This is a genomic window from Frateuria sp. Soil773 (assembly GCF_001428405.1).
GTDB lineage: Bacteria > Pseudomonadota > Gammaproteobacteria > Xanthomonadales > Rhodanobacteraceae > LMSL01.
Genome location: NZ_LMSL01000005.1, coordinates 60224 through 80950 on the forward strand (window position 1 = coordinate 60224; position 20727 = coordinate 80950).

Annotated in this window: 17 protein-coding genes; 7 read left to right on the plus strand and 10 right to left on the minus strand. The window is 69.9% G+C overall.

Annotation, left to right across the window (positions count from 1 at the left end; all coding sequences use genetic code 11):
- The first annotated feature begins 259 nt into the window (after positions 1-259).
- A complete protein-coding gene (locus ASG87_RS03590; RefSeq protein ID WP_056000953.1) occupies positions 260-1285 on the plus strand; it encodes an energy transducer TonB in 1026 nt (341 codons plus the stop codon).
- Positions 1286-1357: 72 nt separating this feature from the next.
- Here ASG87_RS03590 and ASG87_RS03595 read toward each other — a convergent pair whose 3' ends face one another.
- On the minus strand, positions 1358-2665 hold the full coding sequence (locus tag ASG87_RS03595) for a serine hydrolase domain-containing protein (protein WP_056000956.1): 1308 nt from the start codon (positions 2663-2665) through the stop codon (positions 1358-1360).
- Positions 2666-2934: 269 nt separating this feature from the next.
- Between ASG87_RS03595 and ASG87_RS03600 the strand changes: the two genes are divergently transcribed.
- Positions 2935-4245 carry an MFS transporter gene (locus ASG87_RS03600; RefSeq protein WP_268761795.1) on the plus strand — a complete coding sequence of 437 codons (1311 nt, stop codon included), beginning with the start codon at positions 2935-2937 and terminating at the stop codon, positions 4243-4245.
- Between the two features lie 72 nt (positions 4246-4317).
- Here the strand turns inward: ASG87_RS03600 and ASG87_RS03605 are convergent, their stop codons facing one another.
- From ASG87_RS03605 to mtgA, 3 genes are all read right to left on the minus strand, one after another.
- Positions 4318-4746 carry a CBS domain-containing protein gene (locus ASG87_RS03605; protein ID WP_056000959.1) on the minus strand — a complete coding sequence of 143 codons (429 nt, stop codon included), beginning with the start codon at positions 4744-4746 and terminating at the stop codon, positions 4318-4320.
- A 97-nt stretch (positions 4747-4843) separates the two neighbouring features.
- Positions 4844-5782 carry a glycosyltransferase family 2 protein gene (locus tag ASG87_RS03610; RefSeq protein WP_056000962.1) on the minus strand — a complete coding sequence of 313 codons (939 nt, stop codon included), beginning with the start codon at positions 5780-5782 and terminating at the stop codon, positions 4844-4846.
- A 62-nt stretch (positions 5783-5844) separates the two neighbouring features.
- On the minus strand, positions 5845-6585 hold the full coding sequence (gene mtgA / locus ASG87_RS03615) for a monofunctional biosynthetic peptidoglycan transglycosylase (RefSeq protein WP_056000965.1): 741 nt from the start codon (positions 6583-6585) through the stop codon (positions 5845-5847).
- Between the two features lie 110 nt (positions 6586-6695).
- Between mtgA and ASG87_RS03620 the strand changes: the two genes are divergently transcribed.
- Positions 6696-7595 carry an Hsp33 family molecular chaperone HslO gene (locus ASG87_RS03620; RefSeq protein WP_056000968.1) on the plus strand — a complete coding sequence of 300 codons (900 nt, stop codon included), beginning with the start codon at positions 6696-6698 and terminating at the stop codon, positions 7593-7595.
- Positions 7596-7610: 15 nt separating this feature from the next.
- Here ASG87_RS03620 and ASG87_RS03625 read toward each other — a convergent pair whose 3' ends face one another.
- Positions 7611-10529, minus strand: a complete 2919-nt coding sequence (locus ASG87_RS03625) for an EAL domain-containing protein (protein WP_056000971.1) — start codon at positions 10527-10529, stop codon at positions 7611-7613.
- A gap of 251 nt (positions 10530-10780) precedes the next feature.
- Here ASG87_RS03625 and ASG87_RS03630 point away from each other — a divergent pair, with 251 nt between their 5' ends.
- The gene (locus ASG87_RS03630; RefSeq protein WP_056000974.1) at positions 10781-11686 is read left to right on the plus strand and encodes a hypothetical protein; all 906 of its coding nucleotides are present in this window, start codon (positions 10781-10783) and stop codon (positions 11684-11686) included.
- 516 nt (positions 11687-12202) lie between these two features.
- On the opposite strand, the gene ASG87_RS03635 is transcribed toward ASG87_RS03630, so the two are convergent.
- From ASG87_RS03635 to ASG87_RS03655, 5 genes are all read right to left on the minus strand, one after another.
- On the minus strand, positions 12203-13105 hold the full coding sequence (locus tag ASG87_RS03635) for a DUF4097 family beta strand repeat-containing protein (protein ID WP_056000977.1): 903 nt from the start codon (positions 13103-13105) through the stop codon (positions 12203-12205).
- A 17-nt stretch (positions 13106-13122) separates the two neighbouring features.
- Positions 13123-13569 carry a hypothetical protein gene (locus tag ASG87_RS03640; protein ID WP_056000980.1) on the minus strand — a complete coding sequence of 149 codons (447 nt, stop codon included), beginning with the start codon at positions 13567-13569 and terminating at the stop codon, positions 13123-13125.
- Positions 13566-14114 (minus strand): sigma-70 family RNA polymerase sigma factor, encoded by a 549-nt coding sequence (locus tag ASG87_RS03645; RefSeq protein ID WP_056001176.1) that lies wholly within the window; start codon positions 14112-14114, stop codon positions 13566-13568. Before ASG87_RS03645 ends, ASG87_RS03640 begins: the two co-directional genes overlap by 4 nt.
- Before the next feature lie 123 nt (positions 14115-14237).
- On the minus strand, positions 14238-16028 hold the full coding sequence (locus ASG87_RS03650; RefSeq protein WP_056000983.1) for a phosphoenolpyruvate carboxykinase (GTP): 1791 nt from the start codon (positions 16026-16028) through the stop codon (positions 14238-14240).
- Between the two features lie 172 nt (positions 16029-16200).
- The gene (locus tag ASG87_RS03655; protein WP_056000986.1) at positions 16201-16779 is read right to left on the minus strand and encodes a TetR/AcrR family transcriptional regulator; all 579 of its coding nucleotides are present in this window, start codon (positions 16777-16779) and stop codon (positions 16201-16203) included.
- Positions 16780-16918: 139 nt separating this feature from the next.
- On the opposite strand from ASG87_RS03655, the gene ASG87_RS03660 reads away from it, so the two are divergent.
- The 3 genes from ASG87_RS03660 to ASG87_RS03670 are packed head-to-tail and all read left to right on the plus strand — an operon-like array spanning position 16919 to position 20724.
- Entirely contained in the window at positions 16919-17848 is a 930-nt protein-coding gene (locus ASG87_RS03660) for an alpha/beta hydrolase (protein ID WP_056000989.1), read from the plus strand.
- Between the two features lie 18 nt (positions 17849-17866).
- Positions 17867-20335: an acyl-CoA dehydrogenase gene (locus tag ASG87_RS03665; protein WP_056000992.1), complete on the plus strand. Its 2469-nt coding sequence runs from the start codon at positions 17867-17869 to the stop codon at positions 20333-20335.
- 8 nt (positions 20336-20343) lie between these two features.
- Positions 20344-20724 (plus strand): hypothetical protein, encoded by a 381-nt coding sequence (locus ASG87_RS03670; RefSeq protein ID WP_056000996.1) that lies wholly within the window; start codon positions 20344-20346, stop codon positions 20722-20724.
- Positions 20725-20727 lie beyond the last annotated feature (3 nt).

The window sequence follows — 20727 nt, forward strand, 5'->3', positions numbered from 1 at the left end:
ATACTTCGAAAGCGATTCGTCCCGGCCCCGGCCGGGACGCTTCGTTTCGGGGTCGGGATTCCCGGCCGGCCCGCCTTCCCGGCGAACCCACCTAGACCAATTCGCACCGCGTCGCCGTGAAGCCATGCGCGATTTGCCGTGGTGCCCCAATACGGTTACCTTTCGCACATCCGCGCCGCGGCGGGCCTGAGGGGGACCGTCGCTCCTGGATCTACAGGGGGAAAAAGCGCGGGTATCTGACGCCACGCAGTGAGAGTCCATGGATACCCGAAACCGTCGTAATGCGCGCGCACGGGCGCGCGGGGCCGTCCGGCCCGTCACCGTCGCCGTGCTCGCCGTGCTTGCCCTGCTCGCCATCGCGGCATGGTTCCTGATCATCCAGCCGCACCAGCAACTGGTGATGCAGGATGCCGGCGGGCATCCTTCCTCGCCGGTCTCCGCCGGGCGCGCCGCCGCGCCGCCGGCGAACGTCGAGGCGATGGACCTCAACCAGCTCCTGTCCGAGGCGCGCAAGGCGATGAACGAACAGCGCCTGCTGGCGCCGGCGGGCAACAACGCGTACGAGTTCTACCTGAAGGCGCTGGAGAAGCAGCCGGGCAATTCGGTGGCTACCGACGCGCTGCGCGAGACGTTCCCGTTTGCCGCGACGTCGGCCGAGCAGACCATCAACCAGCGCGATTTCAACGAAGCCCAGCGCCAGATCGACCTGCTGGCCAAGGCCGACCCGGCCAACTACACGCTGACCATCCTGCGCTCGAAGCTCGACGCCCAGCGCAAGCTGCTCGACAAGGAGCAGCAGCTCGCCCTCGACCAGCAGAAGCAGGCGCAGTTGGCCGCGCAGAAGGCGGCGAACGACAAGGTCGAGGCCGACAAGCTGGCCGAGCAGCAGAAGGCGCAACTGGCGGCGCAGCAGAAGGCCGAGCAGGCGCGCGCCGAACAGCAGCGCCTGCAGGCGCAGCAGCAGGCCACGGCCGCGGCCAACCCGGCCCAGGACACGGCCGCCGTGGGCGCCTCCAGCCCCGCCATCCTGATCAAGAACGTGCTGCCGCGCTATCCCACCCAGGCGAAGCGCGCGAACCAGGAAGGCTGGGTGGACGTGGAGTACACCATCACCGTCGAGGGCGACGTCAGCGACGTGAAGGTGACCGGCTCGCAGCCGCGCCACGTGTTCGAGCGCGAGGCGACCGACGCGGTGGAGCGCTGGAAGTTCAAGCCGGCCATGCGCGACGGCACGCCGGTGGCGAGCCGCGGACAGAAGCGGATCCTCTTCAAGCTCAAGGAATGAGGCGGCGCGCCCAGGCGAAAAAAAGGCGGCGCATGCGCCGCCTTTTTTTGTCTGCCGCACCAGCGGCGACGCTCAGTGGCGCCGCCGCGAAGCCTTGGTGGCGCGACGGGGCTTGGCCTTCTTCGCCTTGGCCGGTGCGGCGCGCTTGGCCGCCGGCGCGCTTTCCACGTTCGCCCAATCCACATGGTTCAGGCCGAGCAGGCTGTCGAAGACCATCGGCATCAACCCCGAAGGCATCGGGCCGGTGGAGTTCCACAGGGTGACCACGCCGGCATGGTATTTCGGGAAGAAGCCGATCATCGTGCGGTAACCCTCGACCGCACCGGCGTGGTACACCAGCGTCTCGCCGCCGTACTCGAAGACGCGCCAGCCCAACGCGTAGTGCGCCGCCGTGAGGCGGGCCCGCCGCCACAGCGTGGAATGCAGTTCGACCGGCGTGGCGACGCCCGGCTTGTGCAGGGTGTCGAGCACGGATTGCGGCAGCACGTCCGGCCGGCCGCCCATCTGCGCGATCAGCCATTGCTCCATGTCGCGCACGCTGGCGTTGACGCCGGCCGCGGGGGCCACGCGGTAGTAGTTCTCCTTGGGCTCGAACGGCAGCCAGCCGTGGCCGTAGGCGCGATGCGGCCGCGCCCAGCTCTTGCTGGACTCCAGCGCGTCGCGGCCGTAGCTGGCGGTCTTCATGCCGAGCGGAAAGAAGAGCCGCTTGTCGACCAGGCGGTAGAAGAAGTCGCCGGTCATCGCGTAGACCACGTCGCCGATCAGGCTGAAGGCGACGTTCTGGTAGCCGTAGCACTGGCCCACGCCGCAGGTCATGTCGACCTCGTCCAGCTTGCGCACCAGCTCCTCGTAGGGAATGTCGTCCTCGAGCATGTTGTCGTAGGTGTTGCGCGGCAGGCCGATCCGCTGGCCGAGGATGTCGCCCACGGTGGCCTGCTCGGTGTCCGGCACGCTCTTGAGCTTGAAGAACGGCAGCACGTTGACCAGGCGGGTATCCCAACTGAGCTTGCCGTCGTGCACCAGCACGCCGGTGAGTGCGGTGGCGAAGGCCTTGGACAGGGAGGCCAGGCGGAACACCGTATCCGGCGTCACCGTTTCCTTGGTGGCGGCGTTGGCGTAGCCTAGGGTGTGCTCGAACACGACCTTGTCGTCGATCACCACCGCGGTCGCCAGGCCGGCCACGGCGTGGTGCTGGTCGAGCTGGTCCAGCCACTGCCGGTAGGCGGCGAGCGTTTCCTTGACGCGCTCGGCGGGCAGTTCCGCGCGCGGTGCGCCGGCCTGGGCGGAGCGGGCGGCTGCGGCCGCGGGAGCCGCCGGCAGCGACGGGCAGGCCAGGCCGAGCAGGCCTGCGATCAACAAGGGGAGTGTGCGAAACGGCATGCTTCTCAACGGTTCCGGCGTGGCGGCACGCCACGGTGGTGGAGCGCCGGCGGCGCGGGAGCGTCATCCATGACCGACCGATTGTCTTGCACTTTGCAGTACGCGACAACGAGGCGCGGCCGGTGTCGGGCGACAGGACTGGGACACGGCCGGGCGGCATGCGTTCACTGGAAGGGAGGTTTTCCTGGCGATCGCCATGCCGGCCGCCACGGTAGCCGGGACGCCGGCTGCGCATGCTAGGCTTGCCGCGCCCCATGCCGGATGCCCCCGTGAGCACGCGTCGCTATGCCTTAACCGTCGAAGGCGCCGCCCCGGCCCTGTCCGCGCTGGCCTTCTTCTTCATGATGGTCGCGTACTACATCATCCGCCCGGTGCGCGACCAGTTGATCGGCGCCCTCGGTTCGCAGTCGCTGCCGCTGTTCTACGGCGTGGTGTTCGTGGTGATGCTGCTGCTCATGCCGGTGTTCGGCATGCTGGTGGCGCATTTCCGGCGCCGCAAGCTGCTGGGCTGGAGCTACAGCTTCTTCATCCTGTGCCTGCTCGCCTTCGTGCCCGCGTTCGTGGCGCAGGACCGCATCGGCGCGCGCGAGCTGGGCGTGGTGTTCTTCGTCTGGGTCAGCGTGTTCAACCTGTTCGTGGTGTCGCTGTTCTGGAGCTTCATGGCGGACATCTTTTCCAGCGGCCAGGCGCGCCGGGTGTTTTCGCTGATCGCGCTGGGCGGCATGGCCGGCGCGATCTTCGGCCCGCTGGTGACCAAGCTGCTGGTGCAGGTGATCGGGGTGGCGCCGCTGTTGCTGGTGTCGGCGCTGGCGCTGAGCCTGTCGCTGGCCTTGCTGCTGCGCCTGTCCGACCGGAACGAGCGCGGCCCGGGCAACCGCGGCGACGAGGCGATCGGCGGTTCGCTGTGGGCCGGCGTCAAGGAGCTGTGGTCGCGTCCCTTCCTGCGCTACATGGCCTTGCTGATGCTGTTCGGCGACGGCATCGGCACGCTGGCCTACGCGCTGGTGGCCGACTACGCCAAGGCGAATTTCGCCGATACCGTGGCGCGCACGTCGTTCTACAACGACCTCGACCTCGCCACCAACCTGCTCGGCGCGGTATTGCAGCTCAGCGTGACGCCGTGGCTGCTGGTGCGCCACGGCGCCGGCTGGGGGCTGGTGCTGCCGTCGCTGGTCAACCTGGCCCTGCTGCTCGGGGTGGCGCTGCTGGGCGGCGGCAGTGTCACGTTCTTCGGCCTCGGCATGCCGCCGCTGCTGGCGGTGATGCTGGTCATCACGCGCGGTTTCGCCTTCGGCATGACCAAGCCCGCGGTGGACGCGCTGTACACCCGGGTGCCGCGCGAGACGCGCTACAAGGGAAAGAACTTCATCGAAACGGCGGTCTGGCGCTTCGGCGACCTGGTGATCACCAACGTGGTGAGCGGACTGCGCGCGCTGGGCTGGGGCGTCAGCGGGCTGGCCCTGCTCGGTGCCGGCGTGGCCGCACTGGCGGCGGTCGTATCCCGGCGCGCCGGCTGGTCGTCCGACCTGGTGCCCGAAGGACAGGCGCGCGCCGGCAACGGCGAGACGCCCCCGGCCTGAATCCGGTTTTACGCTTTCCCGAATCCCGAATCCCGAATCCCGAATCCCGAATCCCGAATCCCGAATCCCGCCCTAGCTGGTGATATAGCGCTGCAACTGCTCGATCTGCTCGGCCTGCGAATCGATCACCGCCTTGACCAGATCGCCGATCGAGATCACACCGATCACCGATTCGCCGTCCACCACCGGCAGGTGGCGCACGCGGCTGTCGGTGCACAGGCGCATGCAGTCGAAGACGTCGGTGTCGGCCGAGACGGTCAGCGCCGGGCTGCTCATGATCTCGGCGACGGCCGTCTGCGCCGAGGCGCGGCCCTGCAGGATCACCTTGCGCGCGTAGTCGCGCTCCGAAACGATGCCGACCAGCCGTTCGCCGCGCATCACCAGCAGCGCGCCGACCCGGCGTTCGGCCATGTGCTTGATGGCTTCCAGCACCGGCGCTTCCGGTGCGATCGCGTAGATCTCGCTGCCCTTGCTTTCCAGCAGATGCTTTACCTGGCGCATGTCGGCCTCCCGTGGCGACCGCGAACTGGCCGCGTGGAGCGAGTCTAGCGCCGCCGCGCGGGCGCCGTGTAGCCGTGGCGTGAAGCGCCGGCAGGGCTCAGGGCGAGCCGCGCGGCGGCTTCTGCTCGTCCACGAAATACAGCGGGCGCTGCTTGCTCTCGGCGTAGTTGCGGCCGAGGTATTCGCCGATCACGCCGAGCGCCAGCAACTGCACGCCGCCGAGGAACAGGATCACCAGGATCAGCGTGGGATAGCCGCGCACGGGGTCGCCGTACAGCAGCGCCTTGACCAGTACCCACAGGCCGTAGCCGAAGGCCAGCATCGCCGAGGCGAGCCCGGTCCAGGTCGCCAGCCGCAGCGGCGCGGTGGAGAACGAGGTGATGCCCTCGATCGCCAGTTGGGTCAGACGCCAGTAGTTCCACTTGCTGCGGCCGGCCTGCCGCGGTTCGCGCTGGTAGCACACGGCGGCCTGGCGGTAGCCGATCCAGGCGAACAGCCCCTTCATGAAGCGCTGGCGCTCGCGCAGTTGGGAAAGCGCGTCGAGCGCGCGGCGCGAGAGCAGGCGGAAGTCGCCGGTGTCGCGCGGGATCGCCGTGTCCGACAGCCTTTCCATGCCGCGGTAGAACGCCGCCGCGGTGAACCGCTTGAAGCGGCTCTCGCCGGCGCGCTCGCTGCGGGTGGCGTAGACCACGTCGTACCCGGCCTGCCATTGGGCGACCAGCTCGGGAATCAGCTCGGGCGGGTCCTGCAGGTCGGCGTCGATCAGCACCGCGGCGCCGGCCTGCACGTGGTCGAGCCCGGCGGTCATCGCCGCCTCCTTGCCGAAGTTGCGCGACAGGCGCAGCGCGCCGACGCGCGGGTCGCGCGCGCGCAGCGCCTCGATGACCGCCCAACTGTCGTCGCCGCTGCCGTCGTCCACGTACAGCACAGCGCACTCCAGCGGCAGGCCGTCCAGCACGGCGGCGAGCCGCCGGTGGAAGGCATCCAGCACCACGGCTTCGTTGTAGGCGGGAATGACGACGGTAAGCTGTGCCATGGCCGTGCCGGGAAGGGAGTCCACGCATGCTAGCGGACCGCCCGCGCCGCGGCGAGCGCCCCTCAGCGGCGGCCCGTGCGCGCGGGCGCGCGGCCTTGCAGGTAGCCCGGGCCGCCGAGCTGGCCCATCTGCCGCTGGATCCAGTCCGTGCGGCGCTGCACGTAGGCGCTCGGGCGGTCGGCGTGCAGGCGCCGCGGGCTGGGCAGCACGGCGGCCAGGCGCGCTGCCTGGGCCGGGCCGAGGCGTGCCGGCACGGTATGGAAATATGCTTCGCTGGCCGCGCCCACGCCATAAACGCCGTCGCCCAGCTCGGCGATGTTCGCGTAGACCTCCAGGATGCGCTGCTTCGGCCAGGTCAGCTCGATCAGCACGGTGAAGTAGGCTTCCAGCCCTTTGCGCACGAAGCTGCGGCCGTTCCACAGGAACAGGTTCTTCGCGGTCTGCTGGCTGATCGTGCTGGCGCCGCGCAGGCGCTTGCCGTCGTCGGCGTCGTCCATCGCGTCCTGGATGGAATCGAAGTCGAAGCCGTGGTGGAACGGGAATTTCTGGTCCTCGCCGGCGACCATCGCCAGCGGCACCGAGGGTGCCATCTCGTCCCACGGCACCCAGTGGTGGCGCAGCTGGAAATCGCGCTCGCCGTGCACCAGGGCGCCGAGGCGCCGCTCCATCATCACCGCCGAGGTCCACGGCGGCACGAAGCGCAGCACCAGCACCACCCACCAGCTCAGCGCCAGCCAGGCGACCGCGAGGATCGCCAGGGGCCGCAGCAGGCGGGCGAGCGGGCGTGGGCGCGTAGGGGACATGGTTGCCGCCGGATCGGGATCGCCGAAGTATAAAGGGCACGGGCCGGGCGTATTGCCCTGCCGGGGAGCCGCCCCCATCTGTGGGGCCTGTCCAGAGAGGTTGGCATTTCGTGGAAACCGTACTCGTCGAAGATGTGCTGCACCGGTTCCTGCTCGAACGCGCCGGCGTGCGCGGCGTACTGGTACGGCTGGGCCCGGCCTGGCGCGAAGTGGCCGGGCGGGCCGACTATCCGGCGCCGTTGCGCGCGCTGCTCGGCCAGTCGCTGGCGGCCAGCGCCCTGTTGACCGGCAACATCAAGCTCGACGGCGCCCTGTCGCTCGAACTCAAGAGCAGCGGGCCGCTGCGCCTGCTGTTCGCCGAATGCACGGAGCAGGGCCGCCTGCGCGGGCTGGCGCGCTGGACCGAGCCGCTGCCGGCCTCGCTGGAACTGTCCGCGCTGCCGGACGCGGTGATGGCGATCACCATCGGCCACGCCGAGCGGGGCCAGCGCTACCAGGGGCTGGTCGATCTCCGGCACGCGGATCTTCCGGCAGCGCTGGAAAACTACTTCACCCAGTCCGAGCAGCTTCCGGCGCGCATCCTGCTGGCGGCCGACGGCGAGCAGGCGGTCGGCCTGATGCTGCAGAAGCTGCCCGACCAGGGCGGCCATGCCGCGGCCGGCGACGCGGACGGCTGGGACCGGGTGCTGCACCTGACCGCGACCATGGGCGCGGCCGAGCTGCTGTCCACCGCGCCGGAACAGTTGCTGTACCGGCTGTACCACGAGGAAACCGTGCGCCTGTTCGAGCCGCGCCCACTGGCGTTCGGCTGCAGTTGCTCGCGCGAGCGGGTGGAGTCGATGCTGCGCTCGCTGGGCCGCGAGGAGGTCGAGGCGGCGCTGCATGCGCGCGGCGGCGAGGCCGAGGTGATCTGCGAGTTCTGCGCACAGCGCTACACTTTCGACCGCATCGACGCGGAGCACCTGCTCAGCGCGAGCGGCGTGACCGGCGCCCCGACCACGGCGCAGTAGGCGCGCGCCGGGCGGCTAGAGCGGGACGGTCGCGGGCCTGGCCGACGCGCCCGCCGGCAGCCAGGCGCTGGCGGCCTTCGGCACCGCGAACAGGAAACCCTGGCCGTAGCGGCAGCCGACCCGCAGCAGCGCCTGGCGCTGGGTCTCCAGCTCGATGCCCTCGGCGATCACCCGCATCTGCAGCGAGTCGGCCAGCACCTGGATCGCGCGGATGACGGCCAGGCCCTGGTTCTCGCCCTCGTCCGGCAGCTCGGTGATGAAGGAGCGGTCGATCTTCAGCGTCTCGAACGGGTACTGGTGCAGGTAGCTCAGCGAGGAGTAGCCGGTGCCGAAGTCGTCGAGCGCGATGCCGACGCCGTGGCCGCGCAGGTTGCCCAACATGCGCTTGACCTGTGCCGGGTTCTCCAGCAGCGCGCGCTCGGTCACCTCGATGCGGATGCACGGCGGCGGCACGCGGTGCTGCTCCAGCAGGGCGAGCAGGCGGGTGTCCAGGTCCGGCGAGCGGAAATGGCGGCCGGACACGTTGATGCTGATGAAGCCGTCGTCGCCGGCCAGTTGCGTGGCCTGGGCGAAGACCTGCTCGAAGATCTGCCAGTCGATGCTTTCGGCGCAGCCGCTTTCCTCGGCCACCACCAGGAAGTCGCCGGGCAGCAGCAGGCCGCGCTCCGGGTGGTGCCAGCGCAGCAGGGCTTCGTAGCCGACGATGCGGCCGTCGGCGAGCGCCACGATCGGCTGGTAGAACGGCACGAACTCGTTGCGGCTCAGCGCGCGCCGCAGGTCGCCCTCCATCTCCAGCAGCGACAGCGCCTCGCGGCGCAGGCGGTCGTCGAACAGCGCGGCGCGGTGCCGGCCGGCGTCCTTGGCGCAGTACATCGCCGCGTCGGCGTCGCGCAACAACTCCTCGGGCTTCTGGTAGTGCGGGCCGGCCAGGGCGATGCCGATCGAGGCGGAGGTGAAGATTTCCTTGGCGCCGAGCCGGAACGGCGCCTGCAGCTCGCCGATGATGCGCTCGGCGATCTGCACCGCCTTGTGCCCGTCGGTGATGCCGTCGAGCATCACCGCGAACTCGTCGCCGCCCAGCCGCGCCACCACGTCGCGGGTCTTCAGGCAGGCGCGGATGCGGCCGCCGACCTGGAACAGCAGATCGTCGCCGATCAGGTGGCCGACCGAATCGTTGATCACCTTGAAGCGGTCCAGGTCGATGAACAGCACCGCGAACAGTTCCTGCGGATTGGCGTGGTAGCGCTGCAGCGACTGTTCCAGCCGCTGCAGCAGCAGGGTGCGGTTCGGCAGGCCGGTGAGCGAGTCGTGCAGCGTCTCGTACTTGAGCCTGCGCTCGACCCGCTCGCGCTCGGCGATCTGCTCGCGCAGGTCGCGGTTGGCCAGCGCCAGCGCGCGGGTGCGTTCGGTGACCCGGCGCTCCAGCCCGGCGTAGGCCTGCTTCAGCGATTCGGCCGAGTGCTTGCGCTGCAGCGCGTTGGCGATGTGGTAGCTGACGAAGGTGAGCAGCTCCTGGTCGCGCTCGTTGTAGGTGTGCTCGGGGTTGTAGCTCTGCACCACCAGCACGCCCATCACCTGTTCGCCCCACACCAGCGGCACGCCCAGCCAGCACACCGAGCGGGCGCCGGTCTGGCTGATCTCGCCCAGGGCGACGAGCCGGCCCATCTCGCGCGGGTCGGCCAGCAGCGGCTTGCCGCTGCGCAGCACGTATTCGGTGGCGCCGCGGCCGTGCGAGCGGGGCGGGCGCACGTTGTCGATCTCGTCCACCGAATAGGGGAAGCGCAGTTGCCCGCTCTCCTCGTCGACCAGCGCGATGTAGAAATTGCGCGCATACAGCAGGCCGCCGATCACCCGGTGCACGGCGGCGTAGAAGTTGTCCAGGCCGTCGCTGGCGTTGGCCAGCTCGGCGATGCGGAACAGCGCGGCCTGCAGCCGTTCGCCGCGCTGGCGCTGCAGCACCTGCTGGCGCAGCACCCGGTTGGCCTCGCGCAGCGCCGCGGTGCGGTCGGCGACGCGCCGCTCCAGCTCGGCGTGGGCCTCGCGCCGTTCCAGCGCGGCCTGCACGTGCTGGGCCACGTAGCCGAGCAGCTCGCGGTCGTGCTGGGTGTAGTGGGTGTCCGGCCGGTAGCTCTGCATCACGATGCCGCCGACCACGCGGCCTTCGCGCACCAGCGGCACGCCGAGCCAGTGCTCGCAGTGCGGGCCGAGCGGGACGAAGCGCTCGTGCAGCAGCGCGGCCAGCTCGTCGATCGAGCCCATCAGCGGCTTGCCTTCCCACAGCAGCAGGTTCCAGGTCAGGCTGTGGCGGAGCTCCTCCAGCGGAATGCTGCGGTCGGGCGGCGGCGGGTCCTGGTCGACGGTGTCGACGTAGTAGGGAAAGCGCACGCTGCCGGTGGCCGGGTCGTACAGCACGATGTAGAAGTTTTCCGCGTACATCAGGCTGCCGACGATGGCGTGCAGCGAGCGCATCATCTCGGTCATGTTGTGCCCGGTGCCGGCCTGCTCTGCGATCGCATAGAGCGCGCGTTGCAGGCGTTCGGCGAGGGCGAGCCGGGAGATCGCCTCGTACAGCCGGGTCGTCTCGGCCTGCTGGCGCAGCCGCACCGTCGCCATCCGGCCCAGCCAGCCCAGCAGCGCCTGCTGCGTCGCGCTCAGCGGCGCATGGGCGTGTTCCAGCACCAGGGCGCGCAGGCCCTGCGGGTCCTCGGCCAGCTCGACCCGCCCGGTGGGCGGAGTCCCGGAATCGGCGCCTGCGGGCGTCCCCCAGGCCAGCCGGCCCTCGATCCCGCAGAGGGCCAGGATGGATTCGCAGCCCTCCATCACGCTGGCCGCGTCCGGAGCGCTGAACAACTGCTCGATCGCCCCGTGCAACTGCGCAAGATCCTCCGTCGCCTGGGCGGGCGGTGGAACGCGCGTGGGTGAGACGAAGCTCATCGAGGTCTGTCCGTCCGGCAGGCAGAGTGGCGGGGCCGACTATAGCTCGCGGCAATGTCGCATGGTTGCCGCCTGCCGGGGTGGAACCTGGGACATCGACCGGGGTCTGAACAGGCGGGATCTGTGGCCTGAGCCGCCTTTTCGGGCCAGTTCGGGGTGTTAGATAAAAGTAAAACGAGGTATGCTAGGGCCCGCATGCTCCCTGAGGGGGGAGCCCGAGCCTGTGTTCTCACCGGGGACGACTGTTCACCATGCGCCGCCTGCTTTCATTGCTGACCATGCTTATGCCGCTCGCCGCGGCAGGGCAGTCGCTGGGCGGTGACACGCATGCCATGGCGCAACGCCTGCTGAACCAGGCGCCGGACCAGGTGACCGAGGTCAGCCCGGGCGTGGTGGTGCCGCTGTGGCGCGGCGCCGACGGGCAGTGGCTGGCGCTCCGGGCCGACGAACAGACGCCGGCGTCCGCGCAGCGCAAGGACGCCCCGCTGTCGTTCCACGTGGTCGATGCGAGCAGCGTGGTCTCCACCGGCCTGAACTACGGGCTGGATCCGCACCTGCAATTGCATGCCGACGTGAGCCAGCGTTCGTGGATCAACCGCTCGCCGCGCGTCGTCGGCAGCGAGGTGGGCGCCACCTACAACAGCGGCCGCTACAGCCTGGGCCTCAGCGTGGGCGCGGCCAGCACGCCGAACAACAGCACGCTGCCGCGCGTGCTCCCCGGCGCGGCGCCAGGCGTCAACGGCCTGTACGACTTCGACAGCAGCGCCCATCTCAATGCGCGCGGCAGGCTGGCGCTGGACAGCAAGAGCGGGATCGACCTGGGCGCCAGCGTGGGCCGGATCCACCTGCTGCCCGGCAACGTGCTCGGCATCAACACACTGGACCAGAAGGCGCTGAGCTTCGGCGTCGACCATGGCCCGCTCAGCGGCTCGATCGTCGGCCGCACCATGCAGCCGACCATCCCGGGCGGCCTCAACGCGGACAAGCGCTGGACCAGCATCGACCTGGGCGTCACCTGGCGGCTGCCGTGGCAGGGCGAGCTGAGCATCGGTGCGCAGAACGTGTGGTCTTCCGGCAGCGGTGCGGTGAATACGCCGGCCGGCCCGGAGCCGGACCAGTCGCGCACGCCCTACGTGCAGTACCACCAGGATCTCTGAGAGCCTGTTCAGAGTCTCCCTGCCGGATTGGAATCCCCTTCACGCTTCCCTCGTCATCCCTGCGGCCTTCAACGGACGCACGGTTGGTCAAGCGGGGGCGCTTTTCAAAGCCGTGGGGCTGGTCATCCAGCGACTTTCCCCCCAGAACCCTTGGAGGCACTGGATCCCAGCTTTCGCTGGGATGACGCTTCGTAGGGGGATACCTGGGAGACTGGAATCTCCCTCACGTTCCCCGCTCGTCATTCCTGCGAAAGCAGGAATCCAGCGGCTTTCCCTTTCCCCCAAAGCCTAGAGGCACTGGATGACCAGCCCTACGGCTTTGAAAAGCGCCTCCTGCTTGACCGGCCCTGCGGCCGTTGAAAGCCGCTGGGATGACGCTTCATGGAGGGCACCTGGGAGGCTTTGAACAGGTTCTGACGGCGGTTCGCCGTTCGCCCGGATGAAAACGAAGACGCCGTCGCTATGCGATGGCGTCTTGCTTTCCGGGCCGGCGTTGCCCCTTGCCGGCAGGGCCGCTCAATCCTGCTTGCGCAGCCGCAGGTTGCCGCTGAAGGTCTCGATGTGGATCTTGCCGCGGCCGTCGCCGGCCTGGACGTCCAGCTCGCTGCCCGGGCCGTGCTCGTTCTTGCTCGGCGAGCCGAAATCGCTGCGCAGGTCGCCGCTGAACGTGCTGGCGTGGATGGCCGCGGAAGTCGCGGACGGCAACTGCAACTGCACGTCGCCGCTCATGTTGTCGATGGTGATGCTGCCCTCGGGGGCGAGGCCGCCGTTGAGCTGGACGTTGCCGGAGACAGAGCTGATGCTCAGTTTGCGCCAGGGGCCGCCGGTGGCCTGGATCCGCCCCGACACCGTCTGCAGCTCCGCTTCGCGGCCCAGGACGGGCGCCAGGATGTCGCCGCTGACGGTCTGCAGGTTGGCGCGTTCCGCGTGGCCGGCAAGCTCGACGCTGCCGCTGACGCTTTCGACGTCGAGCGAGGGCGTGCGCGCGTTGATGCGGGCGCGGCCGCTGACCGAGTTCACCTCGATGGTGCCGCCGTCGGTGCCGTCGATGCCGAGGGTCGCGCTGACCACGTCGACGTCGAGCGAGGCGGCCTTGGGCACGCGCAGTTCCAGCGCGCTGGCGCCCATCGCGTTGTCGCTGCCCCAGTTGAGCCAGCCGGACCTGCCCTGCGCCTCCACCTTGATCGACAGGTCGCCCTTGTCGCCGACGATCTCCAGCGGCTTGGCGCCGTCGCCGAGCCGGCCGGTGACCTGGACCTCGTTGCGGTCCCATGCGGTGATCGTGACCGATCCCTTGATGTTGCTCACGCTGACGTGCGCGTTGGGCGTCGCGTCGTGGCGCAGGTTGATCGGCGTGTCGGCCAGCGCCTGGCCGATGCACAGGCTGAGCAGCAGCGGGAGATAGCGGGCGGTTTTCATCGTGTTTCCTCGGGTGTTCAGCCGGCCTGGTCGAGACGGCGCAGATAGGATTGCTGCTGTTCGTTGCGGTTGAGAAGGCGCTGCAGCGCGCCGGAGTGGGGCGCCTGCTGAAGGGCCTGCTGCAGCTCCATGCGGGCGGCGTCCAGTTCGATGGCGGCGCCGGCCAGGCGCGGGTCTTCCGGCTTCCACGGCGGCACGCCCGCCGGAGCGGTGTTGGCGACCGGGGCGGAAGGCGCATGGCGGGTCTGCTGCAGCGAGAGTCCCAGCGCGAGCAGGGTCAGTCCCGCGAAGCCGGCGGCGAGCAGCCACGGCGACCGGTTGGAGGCGGGGCGGCGGGCGATGGGCGCGGCGGCGGGCGCCGGTTCGGCATCCAGCGCGGCTTCGATCTGCGGCCACAGGTCGCGGCGGGGCGCGACGGGGGCATGCAGGTCGCGCAGCTGGCGGCGCCACTCGAATTCGTTCATGAGCGTTCTCCAAGAATCTTGCGCAGCAGGCCGCGGGCGCGATGCAGCTGCGCCTTCGACGTACCCGTTGCCATGTCCAGCTCGGCGGCGATTTCCTCGTGCCGCCAGCCTTCGACGTCGTGCAGCACCAGCACCGCGCGCGCCCGCGGCGGCAGCCGGGCGATGGCGCGTTCCAGCTCCTCGCGCTCGGCCGCGCAGAAGGGGACTTCGCCCTGTTCCGGCAGGCTGTCCTCGTCCACGAAGCCGACCGGGTGGGCGTTGCGGGCGCGGATGTCCATCAGCGCCACGTTCACCGCGAGGCGATACAGCCAGGTGCCGAACGCGCTCTCGTGGCGGAATTCGCCGAGCTTCTGCCAGGCGCGCACGAAGGCGTCCTGGGTGAGGTCCTCGGCGCGCGCGTGGTCGTAGCCGGCCAGGCGGTAGAGCGCCCCGTAGATACGGTCGACGTGCAGCCGGTAGAGCCGCTGGAAGGCATGCCGGTCGCCGCCGGCGGCGGCACGGACGTCGTCGGTATCCGTGGGCAGCGCGTCGGGCGCTGGCGACATGGCGTTTCCGGTGGCTAGGCAGGCGCTGATCATCTTGCCAGCTTGGATGCCTTGGCAACCGGAAAGGTTTGAAACGGCGAAGCCGGTGGCGGGCCACCGGCTTCGCGTGCGCTGCGTCCGCGTTCAGGCCGTGGCGGCGCGCGGCTCGGCGGTGGCGGCCAGTGCGGCGGCGACCCGCTGCTGTTCCTGGCGCAGGCGCTCGGGCAGGCGCGGCGAGAAGCTTTCCAGGTACTCGCCGATGGCGTCCAGCTCGGAACGCCAGTTGGCCGTGTCGACTTCCAGCAGCTCGTCCAGCGCGCCCGGCGGCAGGTCGAGGCCGTCCAGCTTCAGCTCGCCGGCCGCGGGCAGGGTACCGATCGGCGTCTGCACGCCGCTGGCCTTGCCTTCGACGCGGCCGATCATCCACTCCAGCACGCGCAGGTTGTCGCCGAAGCCCGGCCACAGGAATTTGCCGTCCTTGCCCTTGCGGAACCAGTTGACGTGGAAGACCTTCGGCAGCTTCGAGCCCGGTTTGTCGAACGACAGCCAGTGCGCGAAGTAGTCGCCGTAGTGGTAGCCGGCGAACGGCTTCATCGCCATCGGGTCGCGGCGCAGCACGCCGACCGCGCCGGTGGCCGCGGCGGTGGTTTCCGAGCCCATCGCGGCGCCCATCAGCACGCCGTGCGCCCAGTCGCGCGCTTCCATCACCAGCGGCAGCAGCGAGGGGCGGCGGCCGCCGAACACGATCGCGCTGATCGGCACGCCCTGCGCGTCCTCGGCCTTCTCCGACCAGGTGGGGCACTGCCTGGCGCTCACCGTGAAGCGCGAGTTGGGATGCGCGGCCGGGCCGTTGGCCGGGTCGTAGGGCCGGCCCTGCCAGTCGGTGACCGGCGTGCCGGGCAGGCCTTCCCACCAGGGCTGGTTGTCGGCGGTGACGGCGACGTTGGTGAAGATGGTGTCGCGGGCGATGCTCTTGAGCGCGTTCGAGTTGGTCGCCGTGCTGGTGCCCGGCGCCACGCCGAAGAAGCCGGCTTCCGGGTTGATCGCGTACAGGCGGCCGTCGGCGCCGGGACGCATCCAGCAGATGTCGTCGCCCACCGTCCACACCTTCCAGCCGTCGCGGCGGTAGCCTTCCGGCGGGATCAGCATGGCCAGGTTGGTCTTGCCGCAGGCGGACGGGAAAGCGGCGGCGATGTAGTGCGTTTCGCCCTGCGGGTTCTCGATGCCCACGATCAGCATGTGCTCGGCCAGCCAGCCCTCGGTGCGGGCCTGGTGCGAGGCGATGCGCAGCGCATGGCACTTCTTGCCGAGCAGGGCGTTGCCGCCGTAGCCGGAGCCGTAGGACTGGATCGTCAGCTCCTCGGGGAAGTGCATGATGAAGCGGCGCTCCGGGTCCAGCTCGCCGGTGGAGTGCAGGCCCTTCACGAACACGCCGTCCGAGAGCAGGCCCTCGCGCTCGATGCGCTCCTGCGCGGCCTTGCCCATGCGGGTCATGATCTTCATGTTGGCGACCACGTAGGGGCTGTCGGTGATCTCCACGCCACAGCGCGACAGCGGCGAGTCGATCGGGCCCATGCAGTACGGGATCACGTACATGGTGCGGCCTTCCATGCAGCCGTCGAACAGCGCGTCCATCTTGGCGTGCGCTTCGGCCGGGTCCATCCAGTGGTTGTTCGGGCCGGCGTCGTCGCGGTTCCCGTGGCAGACGAAGGTGAGGTGCTCGACCCGGGCCACGTCCGAAGGGCTGGAACGATGCAGGTAGCAGCCCGGATGGGTCTGCTGGTTAAGCTCGATCAGGTCGCCGGTACCCAGCATCTGCTGCACGAGCTGCCGGTATTCGGCCTCGGAGCCGTCGCACCAGTGGACCTGCGCGGGGCGTGTCAGTGCCGCTACCTCGTTCACCCATCGCTCGAGCGCTTCCAGCTTGCTGGTCATTGTGTCCTCGTAAGGTCTTAGGAAAAAAAGTATCTGGAACGGTAATTTGCGTGCACTGGTATTGCAAGTCTGCATGCAGCAGAAAACGGCGCCGGATGGCGCCGCTGCAAGGTGTGCGCAGGGGAGCGGTTCCACGCGCGCCGCGGTTCGCGGAGCGCGCGGACAGGGGGCCTCAGGCCGGGATCAGGGTCGCGATCATGTGTTCCACGTAGGCGTCGAAGTCCTCGTGGCTGATCCGCGGCAGGCCCAGGGTGAAGTTCAATTGCAGGAAGCCGACGTAGGCGGCATAGGTGAGCCGGGCCCGGTTGACGGCCTCGGCCGGCGGCAGCCCGGCCTCGCGGAACGCGACGGTGAGGAACTCGGTGCGCCGCTGCGATACGCGCGCCATCACCGGCACCACCTGCGGGTGGTCCAGCGCCTTCAGCAGCGCGGCGTAGACGCGGTGCGGCTGCAGCTCGTGGGCGACCCGGCGGAACAGCTCGGGCAGGCGCACGCGCGGATCGGGGATCGATTCGATCTGGCTGATCACCTCGCGCTCGCCGTACTGCTCCCAGCGTTCCAGGGCGGCCTGCAGCAGCGCCTCGCGGGTGCGGAAGTGCCAGTAGAAGCTGCCCTTGGTCACGCCCAGCCGGCGGGCCAGGGCCTCGACGGCCAGGGCGCCCACGCCTTGCTCGGCGATCAGGACGAGGGCGGCGTCTTCCCAATCCTCGGCGGACAGGCGCGTGCGTTCCGGTTTGCTGCTGGCGTTCATTCGGCAATGGTAGCCCCAGTCCCCGGCTTTGCAATGCGAGCCGCCCCGGCCGGCCGGTTCCCCGCTCGATCGGGACAGGAGCGCAGAGCCGGGCAGGTCGTATTGACGGAGGCGGACGGCGCAATCCATACTCAAGCGTATGGTATCCTCGACATCCGCCAGTGCCTCCCTGGAAACGTATGCCCATGCCGCGGCCGACGGCCTGCCGCTGGCCGTCGAACTGCGCGGGCCGCAAGGTTCGCCCACGCTGCTGTTCGCGCACGGCTTCGGCCAGACCCGCGGCGCCTGGAGCGCTTGCGCCGCGGCGATGGCGGCGCGCGGCTGCCGCTGCGTGAGCTTCGACAGCCGCGGCCATGGCGAGAGCGGGCGCGTGCCCGGCGGCGGGTACCACATCGAACAGTTCGCCGGCGACCTGCTGCAACTGGCCCAGGCCCAGCCCGAGCCGCCGATCCTGGTGGGTGCCTCGATGGGCGGCCTGCTCGGCCTGGCGGTGGCGGGCGAGACGCGGCCGGCGCCGTTCCGCGCGATGGTGCTGGTCGACATCACGCCGCGCTGGGAGACGGCCGGGGTGGAGCGCATCCTCGCCTTCATGCAGGCGCATCCGGACGGTTTCGCCGACTATGCCGAGGCCGCCGAGCGGATCGCCGCCTACCTCCCGCAGCGGCGCGAGCGCAAGCGCGAGGAGCAACTGCGCCCGTTGCTGCGCGAAGGCGCCGACGGCCGCCTGCGCTGGCACTGGGACCCGGCCCTGCTCGGCGGCGTGGTGAGCGAGAGCGAGCGCTACCAGCCGCGCCTGCTCGCCGCCGCCGCCAAGGTGGACGTGCCGGTGCTGCTGCTTTCCGGCGAGCGCAGCGACGTGGTCTCGCAGGCCACGGTCAATGAGTTCCTGGCGCTGGTGCCGCATGCGCGCCACGTCGAGGTCGCGGGCGCCACGCACATGCTGGCGGGCGATGCGAACGACGCGTTCACGCGCGAGATCGCAGCGTTCGTCGGGTCGCTGGGCCTGGGATCGCCAGGACTGGCCCGCTCCAACCATGCCGGCGTCCCGCAGGACGCCGGTGTCGTGTAACCGCAACGAGGTGTCGAGATGTCCGTACTGCTGACCCTGCTGGCCGCGCTGATCGCGAGCGGCGCCTGTGCCTACCACCGCACCAGCCTGCGTACCTGGGCGATCGCGACGGTGGCGGCCACCCTGGTGGTGGGCCTGCTCGCGCATGCGCCGGTGACGATGGCGATCCTGCTGGTGATCGAGCTGGCCGTCGCGGTGCCGCTGCTGCTGGTGGACTTCCGCCGCAGGCAGATCAGCGCGCCGCTGCTCAAACTGTTCGCCAAGGTGACGCCGAAGCTGTCCGACACCGAGCAGACCGCGCTGGAGGCCGGCACGGTCGGCTTCGAGGGCGAGCTGTTCTCCGGCAAGCCGGACTGGCACGAACTGCTGAAGCAGCCCAGGCCCGAGCTGAGCGTGGAGGAGCAGGCCTTCCTCGACGGTCCGGTGGAAGAGCTCTGCGCGATGATCGACGACTGGCAGATCACCCACGAGCTGGCCGACCTGCCGCCGGCCGTGTGGGAGTTCGTCAAGAAGAACAGGTTCTTCGGCATGATCATCCCGAAGCAGTACGGCGGCCTGCAGTTCTCCGCGCTGGCGCATTCGGCGGTGCTGCAGAAGCTGTCCACGGTGTCGGCCACCCTGTCCTCCACCGTCGCCGTGCCCAATTCGCTCGGCCCGGCCGAGCTGCTGCTGCACTACGGCAGCGACGAGCAGAAGAACCACTACCTGCCGCGCCTGGCGGTGGGCGAGGAGATCCCCTGCTTCGCGCTCACCGGCCCGTACGCCGGTTCCGACGCCACTTCGATCCCGGACTACGGCATCGTCTGCAAGCAGGTGGTGGACGGCGTGGAGACGCTGGGCATCCGGCTCACCTTCGACAAGCGCTACATCACCCTGGCGCCGATCGCCACCGTGGTCGGCCTGGCCTTCCGCATGTACGACCCGGAGCACCTGCTGGGCGACAAGGACGACCTGGGCATCACCCTGGCCCTGCTGCCGCGCTCCACGCCGGGGCTGGAGATCGGGCGCCGCCATTTCCCGCTCAACATCCCGTTCCAGAACGGCCCGATCCACGGCAAGGACGTGTTCGCGCCGCTGTCCACGCTGATCGGCGGGCCGCAGATGGCCGGCCACGGCTGGCGCATGCTGGTGGAGTGCCTGTCGGTGGGCCGCGCGATCTCGCTGCCTTCCAACGCCACCGGCGCGATGCGCGGCTCGGCCGCGGCGACCGGCGCGTACGCGCGCATGCGCAAGCAGTTCGGCCTGGCGATCGCCCGCTTCGAGGGCGTCGAGGAGGCGCTGGCACGCATCGGCGGGCTCACCTACGCCACCGCCGCGCTGTCGCGCGCCACCGCGGCCGCGGTGGACCGCGGCGAGAAGCCGTCGGTGCCGTCGGCCATCGCCAAGTACCACGCCACCGAATGGGCGCGCCAGGTCGCCAGCGACACCATGGACGTGCACGGCGGCAAGGCGGTGCAGCTCGGCCCGAAGAACTACGCCGGGCGCGGCTGGTCTAGCGTGCCGATCGCGATCACGGTGGAAGGCGCCAACATCATGACGCGCAGCCTGATGATCTTCGGCCAGGGCGCGATCCGCTGCCATCCCTACGTGCTGAAGGAAATGCAGGCGCTGTCCATCGCCGACTACGGCGAGCGGCTGAAGAGCTTCGACCGCGCGTTGTTCGGCCACATCGGCTTCGGCTTCTCCAACGCGGTGCGCAGCTTCGCCATGGGCGTGTCCGGCTCGCGCCTCGGCGACAGCGCGGGCGACGCCTACACGCGCCGCTACTACCGCAAGCTCAACCGCTACTCCGCCGCGCTGGCGCTGTGCGCCGACGTGTTCATGGGCGTGCTCGGCGGCAAGCTGAAGTTCAAGGAGAAGCTGTCCGCGCGCCTCGGCGACGTGCTCAGCTACCTGTACATCGCCAGCAGCATGCTCAAGCGCTACGAGGACACCGGCCGCCCCGAGGCGGACCGCCCGTTCCTCGCCTGGGGCTTCCACGAGTGCATGTGGCTGACCCAGAACGCGCTGGACGGCGCGATCCGCAACTTCCCGGTGCGCCCGGTGGCGTGGCTGCTGCGCGCGCTGGTGTTCCCATTCGGCCGTCGCGAGGTGCCGCCGTCGGACCGCCTGGGCCGCCGCGTCGCCGCGCTGCTCACCGCGCCGAACGAGGCGCGCGCGCGCCTCACCGAATGGGTCTACCTGACCCCGTCGGCGAACAACACGGTGGGCCGCATGAACGCGCTGCTGCCTGACGTGATCGCCGCCGAGCCGGTCGAGCGCAAGTTCGGCAAGGCGCAGAAGGCCGGCCAGTTCAAGGCGCACGACTACCTCGGCCAACTCGGCGAGGCCGTGCAGGCGGGGGTGATCAGCCAGGCCGAGTTCGACCTGCTCGAGCGCGTGCGCAAGGGCGTGTTCGAGTTCATCTCGGTGGACGATTTCGACCCGTCCGAACTGGGCGCGGCGAGCGCCCGCGACGGCAAGGGCAAGCTCGCCGACGCGGCATAGGGCCGGCCATGGACGGCGAGACCCTGGTCCTGCTGGGCGGCGTGCACAGCCTGGGTTTCGCCGTTTTCCACATGGCGTTCTGGAAGCTGTTCGATTGGCCGCGGGCGCTGGCCTCGACCAGCGTGGCGACCCGCGCGGTGGCGCAGATCCTCAATCTTCGCCTGATCTACGTGTTCCTCGGCATGGCGGCGCTGTGCTTCTGCCTGTCCGGCGAGCTGCTGGGCACGCGGCTCGGCCACGCGCTGCTGGCCGGCATGTCGCTGTTCTGGGTCGGCCGCACCGTCGAGCAGTTCGTGTTCCTGCGCTACAACAAGGTTCTTGTCCACGTCCTGACCGTGCTGTTCGTTATCGGTGCGTTGCTGTTCGCCGCACCGCTGCTGCGGACCTGAAGC